This is a genomic window from Actinomadura sp. NPDC048955 (assembly GCF_040649435.1).
Taxonomy (GTDB): domain Bacteria; phylum Actinomycetota; class Actinomycetes; order Streptosporangiales; family Streptosporangiaceae; genus Spirillospora; species Spirillospora luteofluorescens.
Genome location: NZ_JBEZJI010000077.1, coordinates 1 through 19718 on the forward strand (window position 1 = coordinate 1; position 19718 = coordinate 19718).

The 19718-nt window shown below is 75.1% G+C and carries 20 protein-coding genes, 1 pseudogene and 1 riboswitch; of the genes and pseudogenes, 13 read left to right on the top strand and 8 right to left on the bottom strand.

Annotated elements, in window-relative coordinates; translation table 11 throughout:
* Nucleotides 1–138: 138 nt before the first annotated feature.
* The 9 genes and pseudogenes from AB0C84_RS40695 (at nucleotide 139) to glyA (ending at nucleotide 8386) form a co-directional block, all read left to right on the top strand.
* Nucleotides 139–1326 (top strand): phosphoglycerate kinase, encoded by a 1188-nt coding sequence (locus AB0C84_RS40695; protein ID WP_361076829.1) that lies wholly within the window; start codon nucleotides 139–141, stop codon nucleotides 1324–1326.
* A 3-nt stretch (nucleotides 1327–1329) separates the two neighbouring features.
* The gene (tpiA, locus tag AB0C84_RS40700) at nucleotides 1330–2139 is read left to right on the top strand and encodes a triose-phosphate isomerase (protein WP_361076832.1); all 810 of its coding nucleotides are present in this window, start codon (nucleotides 1330–1332) and stop codon (nucleotides 2137–2139) included.
* Between the two features lie 139 nt (nucleotides 2140–2278).
* A complete protein-coding gene (secG, locus tag AB0C84_RS40705; RefSeq protein ID WP_089313386.1) occupies nucleotides 2279–2521 on the top strand; it encodes a preprotein translocase subunit SecG in 243 nt (80 codons plus the stop codon).
* An 82-nt stretch (nucleotides 2522–2603) separates the two neighbouring features.
* Nucleotides 2604–2975 (top strand): RNA polymerase-binding protein RbpA, encoded by a 372-nt coding sequence (locus AB0C84_RS40710; RefSeq protein WP_149258133.1) that lies wholly within the window; start codon nucleotides 2604–2606, stop codon nucleotides 2973–2975.
* A 227-nt stretch (nucleotides 2976–3202) separates the two neighbouring features.
* On the top strand, nucleotides 3203–4138 hold the full coding sequence (gene bla, locus AB0C84_RS40715) for a class A beta-lactamase (protein WP_361076835.1): 936 nt from the start codon (nucleotides 3203–3205) through the stop codon (nucleotides 4136–4138).
* Nucleotides 4135–5376: an MFS transporter gene (locus tag AB0C84_RS40720; protein WP_361076838.1), complete on the top strand. Its 1242-nt coding sequence runs from the start codon at nucleotides 4135–4137 to the stop codon at nucleotides 5374–5376. The genes bla and AB0C84_RS40720 overlap by 4 nt, the downstream gene beginning before the upstream one ends.
* Before the next feature lie 77 nt (nucleotides 5377–5453).
* Nucleotides 5454–5945: an Lrp/AsnC family transcriptional regulator gene (locus AB0C84_RS40725; RefSeq protein ID WP_179841864.1), complete on the top strand. Its 492-nt coding sequence runs from the start codon at nucleotides 5454–5456 to the stop codon at nucleotides 5943–5945.
* A gap of 109 nt (nucleotides 5946–6054) precedes the next feature.
* A pseudogene (locus AB0C84_RS40730) lies at nucleotides 6055–6918 on the top strand (DMT family transporter); the annotation flags it as partial.
* A gap of 56 nt (nucleotides 6919–6974) precedes the next feature.
* A riboswitch (ZMP/ZTP riboswitch) is annotated at nucleotides 6975–7061 on the top strand.
* Nucleotides 7062–7114: 53 nt separating this feature from the next.
* Entirely contained in the window at nucleotides 7115–8386 is a 1272-nt protein-coding gene (glyA, locus tag AB0C84_RS40735; protein WP_258940060.1) for a serine hydroxymethyltransferase, read from the top strand.
* A 31-nt stretch (nucleotides 8387–8417) separates the two neighbouring features.
* On the opposite strand, the gene AB0C84_RS40740 is transcribed toward glyA, so the two are convergent.
* Together AB0C84_RS40740 and AB0C84_RS40745 are read right to left on the bottom strand one after the other, a co-directional pair.
* On the bottom strand, nucleotides 8418–9203 hold the full coding sequence (locus AB0C84_RS40740) for a class I SAM-dependent methyltransferase (RefSeq protein WP_361076841.1): 786 nt from the start codon (nucleotides 9201–9203) through the stop codon (nucleotides 8418–8420).
* Entirely contained in the window at nucleotides 9187–10251 is a 1065-nt protein-coding gene (locus tag AB0C84_RS40745) for a GNAT family N-acetyltransferase (RefSeq protein WP_361076844.1), read from the bottom strand. The genes AB0C84_RS40740 and AB0C84_RS40745 overlap by 17 nt, the downstream gene beginning before the upstream one ends.
* A 162-nt stretch (nucleotides 10252–10413) precedes the next feature.
* Between AB0C84_RS40745 and AB0C84_RS40750 the strand changes: the two genes are divergently transcribed.
* Genes AB0C84_RS40750 through AB0C84_RS40760 form a run of 3 tightly spaced genes read left to right on the top strand, consistent with a single transcriptional unit; the run spans nucleotide 10414 to nucleotide 13152 of the window.
* Nucleotides 10414–11085, top strand: coding sequence for a carboxymuconolactone decarboxylase family protein (locus tag AB0C84_RS40750; protein ID WP_338743508.1), 672 nt, complete (start codon nucleotides 10414–10416; stop codon nucleotides 11083–11085).
* Nucleotides 11078–11665 carry a GNAT family protein gene (locus tag AB0C84_RS40755; protein ID WP_361076847.1) on the top strand — a complete coding sequence of 196 codons (588 nt, stop codon included), beginning with the start codon at nucleotides 11078–11080 and terminating at the stop codon, nucleotides 11663–11665. Before AB0C84_RS40750 ends, AB0C84_RS40755 begins: the two co-directional genes overlap by 8 nt.
* Before the next feature lie 50 nt (nucleotides 11666–11715).
* Nucleotides 11716–13152, top strand: coding sequence for an FAD-dependent oxidoreductase (locus AB0C84_RS40760; RefSeq protein ID WP_361076850.1), 1437 nt, complete (start codon nucleotides 11716–11718; stop codon nucleotides 13150–13152).
* On the opposite strand, the gene AB0C84_RS40765 is transcribed toward AB0C84_RS40760, so the two are convergent.
* Together AB0C84_RS40765 and AB0C84_RS40770 are read right to left on the bottom strand one after the other, a co-directional pair.
* Nucleotides 13139–13933, bottom strand: a complete 795-nt coding sequence (locus tag AB0C84_RS40765; protein ID WP_361076853.1) for an isocitrate lyase/phosphoenolpyruvate mutase family protein — start codon at nucleotides 13931–13933, stop codon at nucleotides 13139–13141. The two genes, AB0C84_RS40760 and AB0C84_RS40765, sit on opposite strands and share 14 nt — an antisense overlap.
* A 26-nt stretch (nucleotides 13934–13959) precedes the next feature.
* Complete coding sequence (locus AB0C84_RS40770; RefSeq protein WP_258939996.1) at nucleotides 13960–14691, bottom strand: amino acid racemase; 732 nt, start codon at nucleotides 14689–14691, stop codon at nucleotides 13960–13962.
* 75 nt (nucleotides 14692–14766) lie between these two features.
* Here AB0C84_RS40770 and AB0C84_RS40775 point away from each other — a divergent pair, with 75 nt between their 5' ends.
* Complete coding sequence (locus AB0C84_RS40775) at nucleotides 14767–15312, top strand: XRE family transcriptional regulator (protein ID WP_361076857.1); 546 nt, start codon at nucleotides 14767–14769, stop codon at nucleotides 15310–15312.
* A 2-nt stretch (nucleotides 15313–15314) separates the two neighbouring features.
* Here AB0C84_RS40775 and AB0C84_RS40780 read toward each other — a convergent pair whose 3' ends face one another.
* Genes AB0C84_RS40780 through AB0C84_RS40795 form a run of 4 tightly spaced genes read right to left on the bottom strand, consistent with a single transcriptional unit; the run spans nucleotide 15315 to nucleotide 19547 of the window.
* A complete protein-coding gene (locus AB0C84_RS40780) occupies nucleotides 15315–16709 on the bottom strand; it encodes an MmgE/PrpD family protein (protein ID WP_361076860.1) in 1395 nt (464 codons plus the stop codon).
* Entirely contained in the window at nucleotides 16706–17524 is an 819-nt protein-coding gene (locus AB0C84_RS40785; RefSeq protein WP_361076863.1) for a cyclase family protein, read from the bottom strand. The genes AB0C84_RS40780 and AB0C84_RS40785 overlap by 4 nt, the downstream gene beginning before the upstream one ends.
* A complete protein-coding gene (locus tag AB0C84_RS40790; RefSeq protein ID WP_361076866.1) occupies nucleotides 17521–18363 on the bottom strand; it encodes a CoA ester lyase in 843 nt (280 codons plus the stop codon). The genes AB0C84_RS40785 and AB0C84_RS40790 overlap by 4 nt, the downstream gene beginning before the upstream one ends.
* The gene (locus tag AB0C84_RS40795; protein ID WP_179841851.1) at nucleotides 18360–19547 is read right to left on the bottom strand and encodes a CoA transferase; all 1188 of its coding nucleotides are present in this window, start codon (nucleotides 19545–19547) and stop codon (nucleotides 18360–18362) included. The genes AB0C84_RS40790 and AB0C84_RS40795 overlap by 4 nt, the downstream gene beginning before the upstream one ends.
* Nucleotides 19548–19718: the final 171 nt, after the last annotated feature.

The following is a 19718-nucleotide window of genomic DNA, read 5'->3' on the forward strand; positions in this document are numbered from 1 at the left end:
CGATCGCCGAGCGCGTCCGCCGCTTCCTCGCCACCGCGTCCCCCGACGCCGCCGAACTCGCCGCCCACGTCACGGTGTCCGTCCCGTCGCTGCCGCGCGGCCACGGCGCGGCCGTGTACGGAAGGACACCGCATCCCGATGCGCACCATTGACGATCTCGACGTCGCCGGACGGCGCGTCCTGCTGCGCGCCGACCTGAACGTCCCGCTGCAGGAGGGGCGGATCACCGACGACGGGCGGATCCGGGCCAGCCTGCCGACGATCGAGGCGCTGCGGGCCCGCGGCGCCAAGGTCATCGTCTGCGCCCACCTCGGCCGTCCCAAGGGGCAGGTCAAGCCCGAGCTCTCGCTCGCGCCCGTCGCCGCCCGCCTGGGCGAGCTGCTGGGCGCGCCGGTGGCGTTCGCGACCGACGTCGTGGGCGACTCCGCCCGCGCCGCGGCCGGCGGCCTCGCCGACGGCGGCGTCGCGCTGCTGGAGAACCTGCGCTTCGAGCCGGGCGAGACCAGCAAGGACGACGCCGAGCGCGGCGCCTTCGCCGACCGGCTGGCCGCCCTCGCCGAGGTCTACGTCGGCGACGGGTTCGGAGCCGTGCACCGCAGGCACGCGTCGGTCTACGACGTGCCGAAGCGGCTGCCGCACGCCGCGGGCGGGCTGATCGCCGCCGAGGTCGAGGTGCTCAGGAAGCTCACCGAGGACGTCGAGCGCCCCTACGCGGTCGCGCTCGGCGGGTCCAAGGTGTCCGACAAGCTCGGGGTCATCGACAACCTGCTCGGCAAGGCCGACCGCATCCTCATCGGCGGCGGCATGGTGTTCACCTTCCTCAAGGCGCAGGGGCACGAGGTCGGTAAGAGCCTGCTGGAGGAGGACCAGCTCGGCACCGTCCGCGAGTACCTGCGGCGCGCCGAGGAGACCGGCGTCGAGTTCGTGCTGCCGGTCGACATCGTCGCGGCCACCGCCTTCGCCGCGGACGCCGACCACGACGTGGTCGCCGCCGACGCGATCCCGGCCGACCGCCTGGGCCTGGACATCGGGCCCGAGTCCGGCAAGCTGTTCGCCTCGCGCCTCGCCGACGCCAGGACGGTCTTCTGGAACGGCCCCATGGGCGTGTTCGAGATGGAGCCCTACTCGCACGGCACCCGCGCCGTCGCCCAGGGCCTCATCGACTCCGGCGCGTTCACCGTGGTCGGCGGCGGCGACTCGGCCGCGGCCGTCCGGCTGCTCGGCTTCGACGAGGCGGCCTTCTCCCACATCTCGACCGGCGGCGGCGCGAGCCTCGAATACCTCGAGGGCAAGACGCTGCCCGGCCTGCAAGCACTGGAGGACTGACCGATGGCCCGCGCGACCTCTTCCGGCGCCCCGAGCGGCCGCAAGCCGCTCATGGCCGGCAACTGGAAGATGAACAACAACCACCTCGAGGCGATCGCGCTCGTCCAGAAGATGGCGTTCGCCCTCAAGGACGCCGACTACGAGGCCGTCGACGTCGCGGTGATCCCGCCGTTCACCGCGCTCCGCTCGGTGCAGACCCTGATCGAGGCCGACAAGTACGGCATCCAGTACGGCGCGCAGGACGTGTCCCAGCACGCGTCCGGCGCCTACACGGGCGAGATCTCCGCCGCGATGCTGGCCAAGCTCGGGTGCACCTACGCCGTCGTCGGGCACTCCGAGCGGCGCCAGTACCACGCCGAGGACGACGCGGTCGTCAACGCCAAGGCCAAGGCCGCGCTCGCCGCCGACCTCACCCCGATCGTGTGCGTCGGCGAGGGGCTGGAGGTCCGCAAGGCCGGGGGGCACGTCCCGCACGTGCTCGCGCAGGTCGACGGCGGGCTGGAGAAGATCTCCGCCGAACAGGTGCGGCGCACCGTGATCGCCTACGAGCCGGTCTGGGCGATCGGCACCGGCGAGGTCGCCACCCCGGAGGACGCGCAGGAGGTCTGCTCGGCCATCCGCACGCGGCTCGCCGAGCTGTACGACGGCGGAACGGCCGACGAGGCGCGTATCCTGTACGGCGGTTCGGTGAAGGGCGGCAACGTCGCCGGGATCATGGCCAAGGCCGACGTGGACGGCGCCTTGGTCGGAGGTGCCAGCCTGGACCCGGGCGAGTTCGTCAAAATCTGCCGGTACCGGGATCTGCCGGTCTGATCACATCTGATCAATTCCGCGTGAACCGGGGGTTCTTGCCGAACCAGCGAAGACTTCGTCGTACCCTTCGTAGCTGACGGGTAAACGCCCGGTCCGGCTCGACCTCCGTCCTGAACTACAGACAAGGCGCTGAAGAAACGTGATCATCGCAACGTCCATCGTGCTCATCGTCACGAGCCTGCTGATGGTGGTCCTCGTCCTGATGCACAAGGGCAAGGGCGGCGGCCTGTCCGACATGTTCGGCGGCGGCGTCTCTTCGTCCCTCGGAGGGTCGTCGGTGGTCGAGCGCAACCTCGACCGGCTGACCATCGGCGTCGGGGTGGTCTGGTTCGCCTCGATCGTCGTGCTCGGGCTGCTGTTCAAGCACAAGGGCGTCGGCTGAGCCGTCCCGTCCAACACATGCGAGCGCCGCGCCGTCCTCGAAGGTCACGGGCGGCGGCGGCACACCAAGCGAGGAGTATTCCGTGGGTAGTGGCAACGCGATCCGGGGCAGCCGTGTCGGGGCCGGTCCGATGGGAGAGGCGGAGCGCGGCGACGCCGCCCCCCGCGTCTGGGTGACCTTCTACTGCGCCAACCGGCACGAGACCCGCCCCAGCTTCGCGACGGACGTCGCGGTCCCCGAGACGTGGGACTGCCCGCGCTGCGGGTTCCCCGCCGGCCAGGACTCCGAGAACCCCCCGGCCCCGCCGAAGACGGAGCCCTACAAGACCCACCTCGCGTACGTGAAGGAGCGGCGCAGCGACGAGGACGGCGAGGCCATCCTGGAGGAGGCGCTCGCCAAGCTCCGGCAGAAGCGCGCCGCCGTCAAGCAGGCCATGGAGGCCGCGGCCCGCTGACGCCCGCCGAAGCCTCACCGTGTGGCCCGTCCCCGACCGGGGGCGGGCCGCACGCATTTCTCGGGGCCGCCGGCCGCCGCGGGTGCCTCGGCGGCCCGTCTGGCCTGCTCCGATATGCACATGGGTATGGCGGCGCGCACGATATCCATATTGGACGTCACGAGTGCGGCTCTGGTCTGCTGGTCGGGGTCCGCCCCTCCGCCCCCGGGAAAGCAGGTTCTTCGCGCATGCCGTCCGAGCTGTCCGGCTCCTCCCGGCGGGCGCTGCTGGCCGCCGCGGCCCTCCTGCCGCTGGCGGGATGCGGCGAGAAGGAGCGCCCGTCCCCCGCGGCGGCGTCGCCGTCCGCCCGTCCCTCGGCCGCGTCGCCGGACGTGTCGCGGTTCGCGGCGCTCGAACGCAGGCACGGGGCCCGGCTCGGCGTGTACGCGCTGGCGACCCGGACCGGAGCCGAGGTGGCCTACCGCGCCGACGAGCGCTTCGCGTTCTGCTCCACCTTCAAGGCGCTCGCCGCGGCGGCGGTGCTGCACGGCGGTCCGCTCCGCCACCTCGACGACCGCGTCACCTTCACCCGGGCCGACGTGAACTCCATCTCCCCGATCACCAAGGACAGGATCGCCACCGGGATGACCATCCGGGAGCTGTGCGACGCCGCCATCCGCTACAGCGACGGCACGGCGGGCAACCTGCTGGTGCGCGACGTCGGCGGCCCGGCGCGGCTGACCGCCTACCTGCGGGGGCTCGGCGACACCGTCAGCCGCCTGGACGACTACGAGCCCGAGCTGAACAGGGTCCGCCCGGGCGACCCGCGGGACACCACCAGCCCCCGGGCGATCGCCGCCGACTACCGCGCGATCGTTCTCGGCGACGCGCTGGAGCCCGGCAAGCGCGCCCTGGTCCGCGGCTGGCTCGAACGCAGCGCCACCGCCGTCGGAGCCGAACGCATCAGGGCGGGGCTTCCCCGGGGGTGGAGGACGGCGAGCAAGACGGGGACCGGCGACTACGGCAGGGCCAACGACATCGCCGTCGTGTGGCCTCCCCGCGGCGCTCCGCTCATGGTGGCCGTCATGACCGACCGCCCGGGATACGACACCCCGCCCAAGAACGTCCTGATCGCGGAGGCCACGGCGCTGGTCGTCTCCGGCCTGTCCCGGGCAGGGCTGTGACCGTCTCCGTTCCCGCGCCCGCCGTCTCGCCGCCCGCGCCTCCAGCGGACCCGTCCGGCCGCCGGGTGATCGTGCCGGTGGTGGCGATCCAGCTCGCCGCCAGCCTCGGCTTCTTCGCGGTGATGGCGCACCTCGTCGCCCACCTCCGGCACGACCTCGGGCTGCTGGCCGGCACGGTCGGGCTGGTCCTCGGCGTGCGGGTGGGCCTGCAGTTCGCGCTGCTCCTGCCGGTGGGGGCGGTCACCGACCTGCTCGGCGCGCGGCGGACCGGCGTGATCTCCTGCGCCGTCCGCGCGGTGGGGTTCGTCATGCTCGGGTCCGCCGGGAGCGTGGGGGCGCTGCTCGGCGCCGCCGTCGTCCTCGCGGTCGGCGGCGCGCTCTACAATCCCGCCGGCCACAGCCTGCTGGCGTCCGTCGGCCCCGCCGCCAGGTCCGGGGGATTCGCCGCCTACGTCGCCGCCCAGCACCTGGCGACGGTCGCGGGCCCGCCGATGGGGCTTCTCCTGCTGGGCACGGGGTCCGGGTTCGCGCTCCTGACGGGGACGGCCGCGGCTCTGTGGGTGGTCGCCGGCTTCCTGTTCCTGTTCGTGCCCCGGTCCGGCGAGAAGAAGGCGCCCGCGCGCCCGCGCGACGTCCTCGCGGGCGTGCGCGCGGTCCTCGGCGACCGGGTGTTCCTGTACTTCGCGCTGCTGACCGCGCCCACGACGCTCCTCGCCACCCACATCATGACGGCGGTGCCCCTCCTCGGCTTCAGGCCCGCGGTGGCGACGCTGTGCTTCTCGCTGCTGGCCATGGTCGCGGCGGCGGTCCAGCCGTTCGTCGCCGTCCGGCGCCGCGGCGAGCGGCCGTGGGTGCTGCGGGCGGGGCTGCTGTGCGCCGCGGCGGGGTTCTTCGTCCTGGCGGCGCTGGACGGCACGCAGCAGGGCCCGCTGATGGTCGCGGCCGTCCTCAACGGGGTCGCCAACGGCCTCGTGCAGCCGTCGGTCTTCCAGCGCACCGCGCGGCGCGCCCCACAGGAGCGCTTCGGGTCGTACTACGGCGTCCTGGCGTTCTGCGCCGGCATGTTCTCCTTCGCGGGCGACCTGGTGATCGGCCGCCTCTTCGACCTCGGCCCGGCGGGCGCGGCGTGGGCCCTCACCGGGGTCGGCGCCTGCGCGCTCCTGGCCGCCGCGGGCACGGCCGGCAGGGGCCCGGGCTCGGTGGCGGGCTCGGTGGCGGGCACGGCCCGGGGCGAATAATCTTCGGGGGACGGGACGTCCGGGCGCGCTTCCCGCGCGGGAATTCGGCGTCCGCCGGGCAGTTCGGGAGGAACCACATGGACGCGGTCGACCAGGCGATCCTGCGGCGCCTGCAGCGGGACGGGCGGCAGACCAACCGCGAACTGGCGGAGGCGGTCGGGATCGCGCCGTCCACGGCCCTGGAGCGGACGCGGGCGCTGCGCTCGCGGGGCGTCATCACCGGGTTCCACGCGGCGGCCGACCTGGAGCGGCTGGGCCGCGGCGTACAGGCGCTGATCTCGATCAGGATCCGGCCGCAGTCGCGCGAGGCGATCGAGTCCGCCCGCGACAGCATGGCCTCGATGCCCGAGACGATCGGGGTCTTCGTGGTGACCGGGAACGAGGACCTCCTCGTCCACGTGGCCGTGCCGAGCACCGCCTACCTCCGCGACTTCGTGCTCGACCGGCTGGCGCGCCGCAAGGAGTACGTGGACGTCCGCACCATCGTCGTGTACGACTACGTGCAGCCGGTGGAGCAGTCCGAACTTCCGTCGGCCCACCGGTCCGGAGGCCGAACGCCCTACAGCTGACCGCTGGAGTTCCCTGCCTGTGTCGAAGGAATGACGGTGTCGACTGACCAGGGCGAACGAATGACGGCCCAGACCACCATGGGCCGTATGTTCGCCTAGCTTCGGCGGCATGGACCGATGGAACAACTCGTCCGGTGTGCTGCTGGTGCTCGCCGCCGGTGTGCTCTGGGGGACGGTCGGGCCGGCGCAGGTGCTGGCCGGGCCGTCCGCGAGCCCGGTCGCGGTCGGCGGCGCCCGGATCCTCTCGGGCGGGCTCGTCCTCGCCGTCGTCGTGCTCATGGCGGACCGCCGCGCGTTCCTGGCGCTGACCCGGCGGACCTGGCCGCCGCTCGTGGCGGCCTCGGCCGCGACCGGCACCTTCCAGGCGTCGTTCTTCAGCGCGGTCGACCGGACGGGCGCGGCCGTCGCGACCGCCGTCGTGTTCGGGCTCGCGCCCGTCTCGACCGGCCTTTGCGAGCGGCTCGTCCTGGGCGCCCGGCTCGGCCGCCGCTGGTGGGCCGGGACGGCCTGCGCGGTCGGCGGCGTGGCGCTGCTGATGGTGCCGGGCGAGGCCGTCCACGCCGATCCGGCCGGGATCGCGCTGAGCCTGGTCGGCGGCACGTGCTTCGGCGTCTACACGGTCTCGGCCAAGGTCCTGACGGGCCTCGGCTCCGGGGCGAGCGGGGCCGGAATGGCCGGGGCGGTGGCGGTGACGCTGCTGGCCGGGGGAGCGGCCCTGCTGCCCTGGACGCTGCCGGAGCTGCCGGCCCTCGCCGCGCCGCGCTCGGCGGCCCTGGTCGCCTGGCTGGGGATCGCCGCGACCGCCGCCGCCTACATGTTCTTCGTCACCGGCCTCGGCCGGGTGGCGGCCGCGACCGCCGGGACGCTCAGCCTCGCCGAGCCGCTCGTCGCCACCGGCCTGGCCGTGGCCGTCCTCGGCGAGCGGATGTCGGCGCCGGTCGCGGCGGGGTCGCTGCTGCTGATGGGCGGGCTCTTCCTGGTCTCGGTCCCGGCGCCCGCGCCGCGACGGCGCGGTGCGGCCCGGTATGATGGCGCCCACGCGACTGGCGCAGTCAAGGTGGAGACGACCACCGGGGAGCGAAAGTAGTCCGCACACCGCGCGCCTGGGTGTACGGGTCCCCTTCGCCGGGGCGCCCGAAGCCCTGGCGCGAGCAGCGCGGAGGCTCATGATGCACGAACCGGCAGTACCCCATCTGCGGGGCCGGGACCCCGAGATCGCCGCGCTGGTGGAGGCCGAGGCCCGCCGCCAGTACGAGAAGATCCGGTTGATCGCCTCGGAGAACTACGTCTCGGAGGCGGTGCTGGAGGCCGCCGGCACGGTTCTGACCAACAAGTACTCCGAGGGCTACGCGGGCAAGCGCTACTACGAGGGCCAGCAGAACGTCGACCCCATCGAGCTGCTCGCGATCGAGCGGGCGAAGGGCGTGTTCGGCGCCGAGCACGCCAACGTCCAGCCCTACTCCGGCTCTCCCGCCAACCTCGCCGTCTACATGGCCTTCCTGGAGCCCGGCGACCCGGTCATGGGCCTGTCGCTGCCGATGGGCGGCCACCTGACGCACGGCTGGTCGGTGTCGGCCACCGGCAAGTGGTTCCGGCCCGTCCGCTACGACGTGCGCGCCGACACCGGCCGGGTCGACATGGACCAGGTCCGCGACCTCGCCCTCAAGGAGCGGCCGAAGCTGATCTGGTGCGGCGGCACCGCGGTCCCCCGGACGATCGACTTCCCGGCCTTCGCCGAGATCGCGCGGGAGACCGGTGCCGTCCTGGCCGCCGACATCGCGCACATCGCGGGCCTGGTCGCCGGCGGCGCGCACCCGTCCCCGGTGGGGCACGCCGACGTCGTCACCACCACCACGCACAAGACGCTGCGGGGCCCCCGCGGCGCGATGATCCTGTCGACGGCCGAGCACGCGAAGGCGGTCGACAAGGCCGTCTTCCCCGGACTCCAGGGCGGGCCGCACAACCACACGACGGCCGCGATCGCCGTCGCGCTGAAGGAGGCGGCGGGGCCGGACTTCGCCGGGTACGCGCGGCAGGTCGTCGCGAACGCCAAGGTGCTGGCCGCCGCGCTGCTGGACCGCGGCTACGACCTGATCTCCGGCGGCACCGACAACCACCTCATCCTCATCGACCTGACCGCCAAGGGGGTCGCGGGCAAGCCCGCCGCGCAGGCCCTCGACCGCGCCGGCATCGAGCTGAACTACAACGCCGTCCCGTTCGACCCGCGCAAGCCGTTCGACCCGTCCGGGCTGCGGCTCGGCACCGCCGCGATCACCACCCGGGGGATCGGCGAGGAGCACATGCCGCGGCTCGCGGCGTGGATCGACGAGGTGGTGCAGGCCGCCGCCAAGCAGGACGAGGCGGTCCTGGACCGGGTCGCCGGGGAGGTCCGCGACCTGCTCGCCTCCTACCCGATGCCCGGCTGGCGTTCCGAGCCCTGAGGCTCGTCCCGGACGCTCGGCGGCCGGACGCTCAGCACGGGCGCAGCAGCGTGATCATGCGCCAGGCCCCGGGGTCGGCGAGGGACACCGCGTCCTCGCCGGCCCCGAAGTCGCCGTACTGCGCGACCGCCTCCAGCCCGCCCGCGAGGCGGACCGCGGCGTCCAGCTCGGTGGCCGTCCAGAACCGGTAGGGCACGACGTCGCGGACGACGCGCGGCTCCGTGCCCCCACCGGTGATGGTCATCGTGACGCGGTCGTCGGCGATCTGGGTGACCGGGTCGAGCCGGTCGGACGGCTCGCCCCAGCGCACGCTCGCGCGGACGCCGTCCCGCTCGACCGTCCAGCCGGTGCTGACGCTCGGGTCGTCGCCCAGCCGGTCCCGCGGATGCGACATCTCGATGACGCAGAGGCCACCGGGGGACAGGTGCGCGGCGGCGCACCGCAGGTGCGCGACGAACGCGTCCAGCGTCATGAGGTGGGACGTGGAGTCCAGCATGGTCGCGACGAGGTCGAACCGGCGGCCCAGCGCGAACCGCGTCATGTCGCCCTCGACGACCTCCAGGGCGACGCCGGCGCGTCCGGCCTCGCGGGCCGCGTAGGCGCACATGCGCGGGTTCAGGTCGAGGGCCGTCGCCGCTCGCCCGCGGCGGGCGAACTCGCGGGCGTGCTCGGCGGGCCCGGCGGCCAGCTCCAGCACCGTGCCGGGGGCGAGGCCCTGCTCGGCGCACCACGCGAGCAGCACGTCCACCTCGGCCGGCACATCGCGGAACGAGCACGCCAGCTCGTAGGCCCAGGGGTCGTCATATACGCCGCTCACCCGCCCATCCTGCCAGCGCCCCCGGCTCGGCGGGACGGCCGTCCAGCCGCAGCCTGATCTCCACGATCGCGGTGTCGCCGGTGCGCCGCGTCCGGCCGCCGAGCGAGGTCAGCAGCCGCCGCATCCGGGCGTTCTCGCTCAGCGCGGTCGCGCGCACCTCCACCAGGCCGCGGTCCCGGGCCAGCGCGAGCAGCAGCTCGGCGAGGCCGCGGCCGAGCCCGCGGCCCTGCCAGGCGTCCTCGACCAGGAACGCGACCTCCGCGGCGCCCGGATCGCGGACGAGGACCAGGTGCGCCAGGGCCAGCAGCGACCCGTCCGGGCCCTCGGCGACCAGCGTCAGGCCCCGCGAGGGATCGCAGAATCCCTCGAACGACCGGCGCGGCGGGTACGGCTTGGGGCTGAAGTAGCGCATCCGGCGGCTGTCCAGCGAGCAGCGCTCGTGCAGCGCCCGCACGGCGTCCCCGTCGCCCGGCTCGACCGGCCGGACGACCACCTGCGTGCCGTCGCGCAGCGCGATCCGCCGGGACGCCGACGGGCGCGGCACCGCCGGGAGCGCGGCCCGCACCAGCGCGTCCGCCCGCGCCGCCTCCGTCGCGGTGAAGGGCAGCCCGGCGCGACGGAGCCGGACCGGGCGCCCGCGCACCGGGACGAGGAGGTCGCGGGGGTCGGGCTCCTCGCCGCCGGGGGCGTCCCAGCGGGCCTCGTCGGCGCGCAGCAGCTCCCCGAGGATCTCGGGCACCGCGTCCGGCTCGGCCCGGAGCCGGGCGGCCAGGGCGAGGGCGCGGGTCGGCTCGTCCACCAGGTCGCGGGGGCGCGCGGGGAGCACGGCGGTCCGGGTGCCGCCCGCCGCGCCCAGCGCCTCGGCGAGGGCGCGCGCGTCCGGGCCGCCGCGCGGGACGTCGACGATGAACTCGTCCACCACCCCGTCGGCGTCGAGCTGGACCGACAGCCCGAGGATGTTGGCGCCGCGCCGGGCCAGCGCGGCCGTGAGGGAGGCGAGGCGGCCGGGCCGGTCTTCGATCTCGGTGCGGATGCGCAGCAGCGGCATGGGACGTTCCCTCCGGGGGCGGGGTGCCCCGTTCGTGTCCGGTGCGGTCGCCGACAAGGTTCGCCGACGCGTGTTACGCGGTCGCTACGTCATCGTGTGCCAGGGGTTTCACATTCCGGACGGGGGTTGAGCCGCCCGCTTCGAGCGCCTAGCGTGCGGTGAGTGATCGACCCCGTGACCGGTGAGCGCGTCAACGACCGACCGCGGCGCGGCCCGTCCCCGACGAGGCTCCCGCTGCTCCTCCCCGGTTCGCTCAGCGAAGAGCAGCGAGCCGTCTACGAGGCGGTGACGGGCGGGCCCCGCGCCGGCGACCGCAACCCTCCCTTCGCCCTGGCCGATGACATCGGGCGCCTCCAGGGCCCGTTCAACGCGATGCTCTACAGCCCTCCCGTCGGGCTCGCGCTGCAGGACCTCGGCGCCGCGCTGCGCTTCCGCACCGGGTTCACCAAGCGCGAGCGGGAGATCGCGACGCTCGTCGTGGCCGCGCACCTGCGCTCCGACTTCGAGTGGTACGCCCACGAGCGGATCGGGCGCCGGCAGGGGCTCGCCGACGAGGAGACGGAGGCGCTGCGCGAGGGCCGCGCGCCGATGCTCGCCGACGTCCGCGAGCGCGTGGTGTACGAGGCGGCGCGCCAGCTCGTGGCCGAGGGCGACCTCGCCGACGCCGTGTACACCGAGGCGGTGGCCACGCTCGGCCGCACCGCCCTCGTCGAGCTGGTCGCGCTGGTCGGCTACTACCAGGCGCTCGCGCTGCAGTTGCGGGTGTTCCGCGTCGGCGTCCCCGACGGGGAGGCCGCGCCCGAGTGGCCCGCCGCGGGGGACGGGTATGAGTGAGGTGCTGCGCACGGTGCGGCTCGTGCTGCACCCGGTGTCGATGCGCGACCACGGCGCCCTGCTGACGCACTGGACGGGGCCCCTCGTCCGGCGCCACCTGTTCGACGACCGGGTGGTCACGCCCGTGCAGGTCAGCGAGATCATCGAGGCCAGCGAGCGGGACTTCGCCACCGAGGGGTACGGGCTGTGGGCGCTGCGCCCCGTCTCCCCGTCCCCGGGCGGCGGTGCGGCGGCGCCCGGCGGCCCGCTGGCCGGGGTGGCCGGGCTCAGCCACCACGAGGGGCCGCTCGGCCACGGCGTGGACGTCGAGATCCTCTACAGCCTGGAGCCCGACCACTGGGGGCGGGGGCTGGCCGCCGAGGCGTCCCGCGCCGTCCTCGACTACGCGTTCGAGGTGGTCGGCGTGCACCGGATCACCGCCGAGATCGACATGGCGAACCCCGCGTCGTCGGAGATCGCGCTGCAGCTCGGGATGCGCCGCTGGCGGGAGGGGCCCGCAGGCCCCGACGGCGCCGCCTACTACGCCGCCGAACGCTCCCGCTGGATCGGATCCCGTCGAATAGTCGACGTCGTGCCCTAGAATCCGTTGCCGCCTGTTGATTTTGCTGCGGAATGCAGCAGGATGAGCGCATGAGCTCCTCCCCGGGCCGCGCGCCTCTGGCGCCCGGCTTCGCCAACGGCGGTGTCTCCCACTGGTACCGGGCGGCCGGGCGCCCCGCCCCCGGCCCTCGCCTGCCGGGCCCCTGCGCCGCCGACGTGTGCGTCGTCGGCGCCGGCTACACCGGGCTCTGGACCGCCTACTACCTCAAGCGCGCCCGCCCCGACCTGCGGATCGTCGTGCTGGAGCGCGAGTTCGCGGGGTTCGGCGCGTCCGGCCGCAACGGCGGCTGGGTGCTGGGGGAGATCGCGGGGTCCCGGGAGCGCTACGCCGCCCGGCACGGCCGCCCCGCCGCGATCGCGCTGCAGCACGCCATGTTCCGGGCGGTGGACGAGGTCGTCCGGGTCGCGGGCGCCGAGGGCATCGACGCCGGCCTGGTCAAGGGCGGCGTCCTGCACGTGGCCCGGAACGCCGCCCAGCGCGCCCGCCTCGCCGCCATGGTCGACGAGGCCCGCGCGTGGGGCTGGAGCGACGACGACCTGGTCCCGCTGCCCGCCGTCGAACGCGACGAGCGGCTGCGCGTCGAGGGCGCGACCGGCGCCGCGTGGAGCCCGCACGCCGCGCGGGCGCAGCCCGCCGCGCTGGTCCGCGGCCTCGCCGCGGCGGTCCGGCGGCTCGGCGTGCGGATCCACGAGCGGACGCCGGTCGTGCGGATCGACCCGCGCGGGCCGGACGGGGCGGCCGCCGCCGTCACCCCGTTCGGGACCGTCACCGCCGAGTACGTGCTGCGGGCCACCGAGGGCTTCACCGCCGCGCTGCCCGGCCACCGCCGCGACTGGCTCCCGATGAACAGCTCCATGATCATCACGACGCCGCTGCCCGCCCGCAGCTGGAAGGCGATCGGGTGGGAGCGCCGCGAGCTGCTCGGCGACATGGCGCACTACTACATGTACGCGCAGCGCACCGCCGACGACCGCATCGCCTTCGGCGGCCGGGGCCGCCCCTACCGGTACGGGTCGCGCGTCGACGACGGCGGGCGGACGGAGCCGTCCACGATCGACGCGCTCTGGACGATGCTCACCGGGATGCTCCCCGCCGTCGCCGACGAAGGCGCGGTGGAGCACGCATGGTCGGGCGTCCTCGGCGTCCCTCGCGACTGGTGCGCGACGGTCGTCCTCGACCGCGCGTCCGGGCTCGGCCACGCCGGCGGCTACACCGGCCACGGAGTCGCCACCGCGAACCTCGCCGGGCGCACCCTCCGCGACCTGGTCCTGGGCGACGACACCGACCTGACCGCGCTGCCGTGGGTGGACCGCCGGGTCCGCCGATGGGAGCCCGAACCCCTGCGCTGGCTCGGCGTCCACGCGATGTACGCCCTCTACCGCGCGGCCGACGCCCGCGAGTCGTCCGCGCCGTCGGGGCGCACATCGGGCCTGGCCCGTCTCGCCGACCGGATCACCGGTCACTGACGAGCCGCTGGACGTCCGCGTACGACGGAACGGAAGGCGCGTCGCCCTCTCCGGTCACGTCGAGGGCCGCGGCGACCGTCGCGCGCAGCGCCGTGCGGAACAGCAGCGACCCGGTGCTCACCCGGTGCACGCCGAGCCGCGCGAGCCGCGGGTACCCGGTCCTGCCCGGCAGGTGGAGCACGTTCAGCGGCAGGTCGACGGCCTCCAGGACCGCCCGGATGTCGGCGTCGGCGGCGATCCCGGGGACGAAGATCCCGTCCGCTCCCGCCTCCGCGTACGCGCGCGCCCGCCGCAGCGTCTCGTCCAGGTCCGGCGCGCCCAGCCAGAAAGTGTCGGTGCGCGCGTTGAGGAACATCCGCGGCGCGGCCTGCTTGACGGCCGCGATGACGGCGGCCTGGTCGCCGGCGGGCGCGAGGGTCCCGTCGGCGCGGCCGTCCTCCAGGTTGATCCCGGCGATCCCGGACGAGGCGAGTCCGGCGGCGAGCGCGGCCACGTCGCCGGGCCGGTCGGAGAACCCGCCCTCGACGTCGACGGTCACCGGGACGGGCAGCCGCGCCAGCGCCCGGGCGAGCGCGACCGTCTCGGTGCGCGTTCCGCCGGCCGCGTCGGCCTTCCCGGCCGCCGCGGCGACGCCGAGGCTCGTCGTGCCGACCGCTGGGAACCCCGCCTCGGCCAGCGCCGCCGCGCTCGCGAAGTCCCACGCGTTCGGCAGCACCAGCGGACGGTCGCCGTGGTGGAGCCGCCTGAACAGGCTCGCCTTCTCCGTGCCCCCGAAGTCCATGCCCGCCAATCTAGGGGCGGGGCGTTTCACCGCCCGTCGAAGCGTCCGCCGCGCCAGGCGGGGAGGGGGCGGCGGTCCGCGGCCACGTCGAAGGCGGCACGGGCCAGCAGGCGGGTGGAGTCGAGCGTGGGAAGCGGCGAGGCCTCGGGCGTGATCAGGAGCGGGATCTCGGTGCACACCAGCGCGACCGCGTCGCACCCGCGCGCGGCGAGGCGCTCGATGATCCGGACGTACTCGCGGCGCGCGTCCTCGGTGAAGACCCCGTTGACCAGCTCGCCGAAGATGATCCGGTCGACGGTCTCCCGGTCGGACGGGTCCGGGACCTCTGCCGCGATGCCGCGCGCGGCCAGCTCGCGCGGGTAGAGCGGGCCGTCCATGGTGAAGCGGGTGCCGAGCACGCCGACCCGCGTCCGGCCGTCGCGGGCGGCCTGGTCGGCGACGACCTGGACGATGTGCAGGCCGGGCAGCGCCAGTTCGTCTCCGGGGTGCTCCAGGGCCAGGTGCGCGGTGTTGTCGGGGCAGACGAAGAAGTCCGCGCCCGCGGCGGCGAGCCGCCGGACGCTGTCGGCCAGGATCTCCCTGACGGCGGCGTGGTCCCCGGCGTCCCACGCGGGCATGCTGCGCGCGAGCGCGATGAGGTCGAGGGTCACGTCCGGGTGGTCGTCGGGGCCCAGCTCGCGGAAGCCCTCCTGGCAGAAGGTCCGGAAGCACAGCGCGGCGCCTTCCGCGCTGTGGGCGAGGATGCCGAGGTGCCTCATGCTCAGTCCCTGTTCGTTGTGGCGAACGATCGTCCAGTACAGTGAACACTACCCTCGGAGGGCGGGAGCGGGCGAATGGATGTGATCGCGGTGGTCGCGGCGTCGATCCGGCGGGAGCGCGAGCGCGCCGGCCTGTCCCAGACGGAGCTGGCCAGGCGCGCGGGCCTGGCCAAGTCGACGCTCTCCCAGCTGGAGTCGGGCGCCGGGAACCCGAGCGTGGAGACGCTCTGGGCGCTGGGGACGGCGCTGGGCGTCCCCTTCAGCCGCCTGGTGGACCCGCCGCGCCCGGCCGTCCGGGTGATCCGGGCGGGGGAGGGGCCGGCCGCGCACTCCGACCGGGCCGACTACACGGCGACGCTGCTGGCGTCCTCACCGCCGCACGCGCGCCGCGACCTCTACCGCGTCGCGGCGGAGCCCGGCGAGCCGAAGGTCTCCGACCCCCACCCGCCGGGCACCGCCGAGCACGTCGTCCTCGGCGCCGGCCGCGCCCTGGCCGGGCCCGCGTCCGCACCGGTGGAGCTGGGCCCGGGCGACTACATCGGCTACCCCGGGGACGCCCCGCACGTCTTCGAGGCCCTGGTGCCCGGCACGGCCGCGGTCTTCCTGATGGAGCACCTCTAGCGTCAGGCGAGCAGGGAGGTGAGCCGGCCGAGGTCCGCCAGGCCGGCGAGGCCGTAGGCGAGCTCGGTGATCTGGTCGGCCCGGGTCTCCGGGACGCGGCGGGCGGCGTTGAGGCGGAACTTCGCCGCCAGCTCCTCGGCCGAGAGGGGGTTGCCCGGACCGCCCCGGTTGGCGTCCACGCGCTCCTCCAGGAGCGCGCCGTCGCGGGTGCGGACGCGCAGGACCGCCGGGAACTGGTAGGGGAAGATCTCGTCGCAGCGGGCGTCCGGGACGCAGCGGACCCGGGCGGCCAGCGCCAGCCGCGCGGGGTCGGCGGCCGCCTCGTCGGTGAAGTCCTCGTGGAAGACGCCGAGGCCTCCGCCGCCGAGCAGGGCCGCCGCGACGGTGTAGGGCCCGGAGAACGCGGCGTGGTACCCCGACCGAGGACGGATCTTGTCCTCGCGCGGCTCGGCGATCGTCCGCAGGACGGGGGACGGCGCGCCCAGCTCGACCGACTCGATCGAGGCGGGGTCCAGTCCGCGGGAGCGCAGCCGGAGGGCGGCGTCGATGCCGGCGTGCGTGAAGTGGTTGCACGGGTAAGGCTTGAAGAAGATGCCGGGCAGCTCCCAGTGCTCGCCGAGGCCCGAGGTGAGGGCGTCGAGGTCGACCTGGTCGCCGCAGAAAGCCTGGAGCATCCCGAAGCGGCCCTCGAGGACGGTCGGCGGGCCGGTGATGCCGGTGCGGGCGAGCCCGGCGGCGGTGACGGCGGCGTGCGCGGCCCAGCCGCAGTGGATCCGCTTGACGGTGCCGCCGGTGCGGTTGGCCTCCAGGATCCCCGAGCCCATGCTCGCGGCGATGCCCATGGCGTCGGCGATCCCGGCGGCGTCCAGGCCGGACAGCATCGCGGCGGACGCCGCGGCGCCGACGGCGCCGCAGATGGCGGTGGCGTGCTGGCCGCGCTCGAAGAACACCGAGTTTCCGAGCTCGCGGTCGTACCCGGCCATGCCGAGCCGGACGGTGATCTCGATGCCGACGCCCACCGCGTCCAGCAGCCGGGCGCCGCTCGCGCCGCGCGCCTCGGCCACGGCCAGCGCGGCGGGCACGACCGACGCCGACGGGTGCAGGACGGACGGCAGGTGCGTGTCGTCGAAGTCCAGGGAGTGGGCGAGCGTCCCGTTGAGCAGGGCGGCGCTCGGCTCGGGCAGGCGCGTGCCGGTGCCGATCGCGGTGGCCCGGCCCTGCCCGCCCCATTCGGCGACGAGGTCCCCGACGGCCCGCGCGGGACGCTCCCCGGTCGCCGCCAGGCTGTTGCCGAGGGCGTCCAGGACGCGGCGCGCCGCGTCCGCGCGCAGTTCCGGGGGCAGCCCGCGGGAGGCGACGGTGGCCGCCAGGTGGGCGAGCCGCTGGACGGGGGTCACGCCGCCACCGCCGCGAGGGGGCGGACGGGGGACCCGGTACCGCCGGTGATCCGCAGCGGCGCCAGCACGAACACGAACTCGTGCAGCCCGGCCTCGGCGAGCGACTCCAGGGCGAGGTGCTCCAGGATGAAGATCCCCGACTCGACCAGCAGGATGCGGTGCACGGGCAGGACGGCGTGCCCCGCGCCCGCCGGGATCTGCTCGTAGGCGGTCGTGTCGGCGCCCGTCGCGGCGACGCCGCGGTCCGCCAGCCAGCGGGCGGCGGACGGCGTCGCGCCCGGGACGCCGGTCTCCCGGCCGAGGTAGGTGGTCGCGTCCGCGAAGTTGCGCGACCATCCGGTGCGGATCAGCGCCACGTCGCCCGCGCCCGGCTCGGTCCCGGCGCGCGCGGCGGCCAGGTCCAGGTCCTCGGCGGTCACGCCGTAGCCGGGCGGCAGCGTCGCCACGCCGTGCACCGCGGCCACGTCCAGCAGCACGCCCCGGCGCAGCAGGCCCGGCAGGTTCTCGGCGCCGTGGCTGGTGAAGGCGCCCCCGCGCTGGGCGTCGGCGGCGCGGATCCCGCCGTGCAGCTCCCCGTCGTGGCTGACGTGGGAGAGCGCGTCGACATGGGTGCCGACGTGGCCGCCCGTCACGATGATCTCGTTGGCGGCCGAGCCGCCGTCGGGGCGCTCCATGTCGCCGTGCCGGCGGATCAGCGTCATGCGGAACCCGGGATGGTTGGGCGAGCAGGGCATCCCGGTGAAGAAGGGGTGCCCCAGCTCGATCAGCCGGACCCCTCCGGCGACGGCCGCGAGCAGCGGGTCCTGCGAGTTCATCGGTGGCCTTCCTTGACGGGCCGGGCGGCGGACGCGGCGGCGTCGAGCAGCCAGGCGGCGCGCTCGACGACCGCCTGGTCCACGAAGCGGCCGGCGGAGTCGATCCATGCGGCCTCGCGGTGTTCGGCGAGCCGGCTCATCAGGTCCCGCGCCCACGCGACCTCGTCCGGGTCGGGCGCGGACGCCTCGTGCACGACGGGGATCTGCGCGGGGTGGATCACCGAGCGCCCGAAGAACCCGGCCCGGCGTCCCGCGAGCGTGTCGGCGCGCAGGCCGTCCAGGTCGCGGACGGCCGTCCAGACGCTCTGCGGCGGGGACGGCAGCCCGGCCGCGCGGGCGGCCACGACGACGCGGGAGCGCGGCCACGCCAGCGCGTCGCCGCCCGCCACCCGCAGGTCGGCGGACAGGTCGGCCTCGCCCAGCGAGATCCCGGCGACGAGCGGGTGCGCGGTGGCGAGCGCGAAGGCGTTCTCCACGCCGAGGGCCGACTCCAGGACGGGGAACACCGGGACGCCGAGGGCGTCGGCGGCCCGGCGCAGTTCGGCGGGGTCCTCGCACTTGGGGATCCGTACCCCGGCGAGGCCGCCGGGATCGGCCGCCAGGAGCGCGATGTCCTCCGCGCCGTCCGGGGTGGCGGGCGCGTTGATCCGCACGTGGGCGGTGCGGCCGTCCGCCAGGGAGCCCAGGACGTCCAGGACGCCGCGCCGGGCGGCCCGCTTGGCCGGCGGCGCGACCGCGTCCTCCAGGTCGAGGATCACCGCGTCGGCGCCGGAGGCGAGTGCCTTGGCGATCCGGTCCGGGCGGTCGCCCGGGACGTAGAGCCAGGTCCGCGGCGTCACCTGATCACGCCCTTGGCCCGCAGGTCCTCCAGCCCGGCCCCGTCCACGCCGTAGCGGGCGAGGATCTCGGCGGTGTGGGCGCCGAGCGGCGGTCCGGCCGAGGTGATCCGGCCCGGCGTCCCCGACAGCCGGAACAGCACGTTCTGCATCCGCACCGGGCCGAGCTCGTCGTCGGGGACGGAGGCGATGGTGCCGAGCGCCTCGAACTGCGGGTCGCTCATCACGTCGGCGGCGGTGTAGACGGGGGCGACGGCGGCCTGCGCCTCCTCGAAGGCCCTGACGACCTCGTCGCGGTCGCGCCCGGCGATCCACGACCCGACCGCCTCGTCCAGCACGTCGGCGTGCCGGGCGCGCTGCGCCCCCGTCGCGAACCACGGCTCGTCGATCAGCTCGGGGCGGCCGACCAGCCGCATCACCCGCTCGGCGATCGACTGGGCGCTGGTGGAGATCGCGACCCAGCCGCCGTCGCGGGTCCGGTAGGTGTTGCGCGGCGCGTTGTTGTGCGAGCGGTTCCCGGTGCGGGCCTGCAGCTCGCCCAGCTGGTCGTAGGTGATGATCTGCGGGCCGAGCAGGGTGAGGATCGGCTCGATGATGGCGAGGTCGACCACCTGGCCCTCGCCGCTCGCCTCCCGCGCCCGCAGTGCCGTCATCACCGCGAACGCGGTGGTCAGCGCGGCGATCCCGTCGGCGAGGCCGAAGGGCGGCAGGGTCGGCGGGCCGTCCGGCTCGCCGGTGATGGCGGCGAACCCGCTCATCGCCTCGGCGAGCGTGCCGAACCCGGGCCGCCGGGCGTAGGGGCCGGTCTGCCCGAACCCGGTGACCCGGGCCAGCACGAGCCGCGGGTTGATCGCGCGCAGCTCGTCCGGGCCGAGGCCCCAGCGCTCCAGCGTCCCGGGGCGGAAGTTCTCGATCACCACGTCGGCGTCGGCGGCCAGCCGCCGGAACAGCTCCTGGCCCTCGGGCGAGCCGAGGTAGAGCGTCATCGCCTTCTTGTTGCGGCCGAGCATCTTCCACCACAGGCCGACGCCGTCGCGCTGCGCGCCGTGGCTGCGCACCGGGTCGCCCGCCGGATGCTCGATCTTGATGACCTCGGCCCCGAAGTCGCCCAGCAACGTCGCGGCGAGCGGGCCGGCGAACAGCGTGGCCGCGTCGAGGACCCGGACTCCGGACAGGGCGTCGGTCATGGACGGCACCGCCTTCGCTGGATGTTTCTCTTAGAGAAACGCTTGTGGATGTCATACCCGGTTCGCGCGGCGACCCGGAGCGTTCACGTTGGCACTGCTCGTCGAGCTTCGTCAAGTTTCACCTAGATATTGACCCGATGGCGTGACGGATGCCACCATGACGCAACAGTG